The sequence below is a fragment of the Amycolatopsis sp. NPDC003861 genome, from assembly GCF_053605405.1.
The window spans coordinates 1-3582 of record NZ_JBSGJD010000456.1; the positions used below are offsets into that span (position 1 = coordinate 1).

Here is a 3582-nt window from a genome sequence, read left to right on the forward strand (position 1 = left end):
CCGATCCGGCGCCCACTCGCGCAGCCCGAGCGGGTCCGCGCCCGCCACCAGCGCCGGCGCCAACGCCCGCGTCGCCGCCAGCGTGGCGACGTCCGGGTGTGGCCCGGCGAGCGAGGCCCAAAGCTCCAGGTCACCGTCGGCGAGGGCGGTTCGCACCCGGTCCGGGCGCGCCGGCGCGACCTGCTTCACCACCTCGGAGACCGGGCCGGGCGGCAGCACGCCTTCGAGGTCGGACACCGGGCGACGCAACGACGCCGTGTGCGCGCGTTCTTCCGCGTCGAGGTCGAGCGGCGGCAGGCCCTCCGCCCAAGCCGGACGCGCACCCCGCGCCTCGAACAGCATCGCCCACGCCCGCGCGCGCACCGGGTCCGCGGCCAGCGCGGTCACCGGCCGTTCGGTGCGGGCCTGCCACTGCGTGACCAGCCGATCGGCCTCGTCGAGGGCACCGGAGGCCGCGAGCAGCAGGGCCGCGTACCCCACCTGGTCGTCGACGCGTGCCTCGGGCGCCGTCAGGACGTCGCGGACCGCCGCTTCGAGGTAGTCCTGCACCCCGCCGACCCTAGCCGAGGGCTTGCTTCGCCCCCGGGTGCAGCGGGACCGGGGCGGTCTGGGTCGCCAGCTGCTTCGAAATCTCCTTCGCCGCCGGGTGCACCTTCGCCAGCTCCGCCTGCTTGTCGAAGATCAGCTTGGTGATCGCGCACGCGTTGCCCGCCGGGAAGTCGTCGCGCACCAGCAGCAGGTTCGGCACCACGACCGTCGGCACGTCCGCCGGCTGCCCGTACGCCGCCGCAGGGATCACGGCCTGGTCGTAGACCGGGTTCACCTTCTTCAGCGCGGGTAGCTGCGGCGTGATGTCGAGGAACTTCACCTTGTCCTTCAACGCCGTGGTGATGTCGGTGATCTGCGCGGTCGGCAGGCCGCCGGACCAGACGAGCCCGTCGAGCGTCCCCGCCTTCATGCCGTCCGCCGTCTTGGCCAGGTCGAGCCGCTGGGCCTGGACGTCGGTGTCGGGCTTGAGGCCGGCCGCCTGGAGGAGGCGGTTCGCGATCACCTCGGTGCCGGACTTCGGGGAGCCGGTCGAGATGCGCTTGCCCTTCATGTCCGCGACGCTGTTGATCCCGGCGTCCGTGCGCACCAGCACCTGCGTCGAGTTCGGGTAGATCCGGGACAGGGCCTGGATCTTCTGCGGCTTGCCGTCGAAGGAACCCTTGCCGTTGACGGCGTCCGCCGCGGTGTCGGCCAGCGAGAACGCGACGTCGTAGTTGCCGGCCACCAGCTGCTGGATGTTCTGCACCGACGCGCCGGTTTCCGCGGCCGTCGCGCGCAGCTTCGTGGTGTTGCTGATCAGCTGCGCCAGCCCGCCGCCCAGCACGTAGTACACGCCGCCGCTGTTGCCGGTGGCGATGGTGATCCGGCCCTCGCCCGCCTCGCAGGACTGGGTCCCACCCGGTGCGGACTGGTCGGTCTGTTGTTTCCCGCCGCAGCCGGTGACGGCCAGAGCGAGCACCGCCACGGCGGCAACTGCGCGTTTCATGCTGTCCTCCTCTTGATCACGGCATGGGTGAGCAGCGCGGCGGCCCCGCACGCGGCACCGATCGCGATCGGCACCGGCTCCAGGTAGAGCAGGCAGAGAGCGGCGGGGACGAACAACAGCCGCACCGGGAGGCTGACCGGCCCGAAGAGCCAGCCGCCGGTGACCACCGCCAGCGCGGCGACGGCGAGCGCGGACACCGCCGCCACCCACAGCACGGTGAGCACGTCGGACTCCAGCAGCAGCGCGGCGCCGTTGTCGGTGAGCACGAAGGCGATCGGCACCAGGAACGCCGGGAGCGTGTACTTCCAGCACTGCCACATGGTGCCGAGCACCGAGCCGCCGGTGATCGCCGCCGAAGCGACCGCGGCGAGCGCCGTCGGCGGCGTGACCTCTGACAGCACGGCGTAGTAGAAGATGAACATCGCGCGCTCGGCGTCGGCCACGCCGAGCGTCTCCAGGGCCGGGCCGATCACCACCCAGGCGATGATGAAGCTGGCGGTGACCGGCACCGCGAGGCCGAGCACGCCGACGGCGATCGCCGAGAGCAGCACGGTCAGGATGAGGATCACCGTGCTGTTGTCGGTGAGCACGCCGGCCAGTTCCACCAGCGCGTCGGCGAGTTCGAGGCCGAGCCCGGTCTTGGTGATGGTCGAGGTGATCACGCCCGCGGCCGCGCACACCGCGATCACCGGCAGCGCGCCGCGCACGCCGGCCGACAGCGCGTCGACCATGTCCTTCGCCCAGCCGCGCACGTCCCGGCGCCGGGCGATCAACGCGAACAGCGCGGCGACCCCGGTGGCGTAGACGACCGCGGCGAACGGCGGGATGTCGAGGGCGAGGAAGACGACGATGATCGCCAGCGACAGGAAGTGGTAACCGCCGCGCAGCAGCAGTTTCCACGGATCGTCGTGCGGCACGTCGACGGCCTCGGCCTTGAACCGCCGCGCGTCGGCCTCCATCGCGAACACGATGCCGAGGTAGTAGAGCAGCGTCGGGACGGTCGCCCAGACCAGCACCTTCAGGTACGACGTCTGGAGGTACTCGGCGATGATGAACGCGGCCGCGCCCAGCGTCGGCGGCGAGAGGATGGCCCCGATGCCGGCCGCCGCGAGCAGCCCGCCCGCGTTTTCCTTGGGGTAACGCGCTTTCTTGAGGATCGGCCAGGTGATCGAGCCGAGGCTGACGGCGGTCGCGGTGCCCGAACCCGACACCGTGCCGAGCAGGAAGCCCGAGAGCACGGTGGTCCGGCCCGGCGCCGTCCGCGACTTCCGGAACGCGGCGAAGGAGATGTCCACGAAGAACTGGCCGGCGCCGGAGGCGTTGAGCACCGCGCCGTAGAGGGTGAACAGCACGATGTAGCTCGCCGCGACGTCCAGGGGAGTGCCGTAGAACCCGCTGGCGTCGTTGAAGAGCGCGTTGACGATCTGGCTGAAGTCGATGCCCGCGTGGGCGATGCCCCAGTTCTGCGGGAGGAAGCCGCCGTAGTAGGCGTAGGCGAGGAAGAGCAGGCAGACGATCGGCAGGACCAGCCCGGTCGTGCGGCGGGTGGCTTCGAGGACCAGGAGCAGCAGGAGCGCACCGGCGACGATGTCGAGCGGGGAGAGGATGCCCTGGCGGTTCAGGAAGTCGTCGTAGCCCACGAGCACCGGGTACAGGCCGACGGCGAGCGCCAGGACGGCGAGCGCCCAGTCGGTCCGGCCGGGGTCGTCGCGGCCGCGCAGCCGCGGGCGGTAGCACAGGAAGACCAGCGGGAGCGTCACGCCGAGGAAGAGCACCAGGTAGAACTGGTTGCCCTTGGCGAACGGGAAGAACACCTGCTTGAGCACCAGGACTGCGACCGCGAGGGCGACGAAGTAGACGACGCGGTCCGGGACCCGGGAGAGCGTGCGCGCCGGCCGTTCCTCGTCGTGCTCGGCGGCGATCGCCGCCGGCGTGTCCTCTTCGACCGGCCCGGTGGTCACCCAGCCACGGTACGGTGTCGCGGATCACACCGAAAGCGGCAAAAGGATCACCGGCCCCAAGCGCCCCAATGTGGCGTTCGGTGCGTC

2 protein-coding genes and 1 pseudogene are annotated in these 3582 nt (G+C 71.4%); all 3 read right to left on the bottom strand.

The annotated features are described in order from the left end of the window. Nucleotides 1–549: pseudogene (locus ACWEVN_RS47155) on the bottom strand (SMI1/KNR4 family protein); the annotation flags it as partial. A gap of 10 nt (nt 550–559) precedes the next feature. After that, nucleotides 560–1534 carry a TAXI family TRAP transporter solute-binding subunit gene (locus tag ACWEVN_RS47160; RefSeq protein ID WP_452055615.1) on the bottom strand — a complete coding sequence of 325 codons (975 nt, stop codon included), beginning with the start codon at nt 1532–1534 and terminating at the stop codon, nt 560–562. After that, nucleotides 1531–3495 carry a TRAP transporter permease gene (locus ACWEVN_RS47165; protein ID WP_452055616.1) on the bottom strand — a complete coding sequence of 655 codons (1965 nt, stop codon included), beginning with the start codon at nt 3493–3495 and terminating at the stop codon, nt 1531–1533. Before ACWEVN_RS47165 ends, ACWEVN_RS47160 begins: the two co-directional genes overlap by 4 nt. Nucleotides 3496–3582 lie beyond the last annotated feature (87 nt).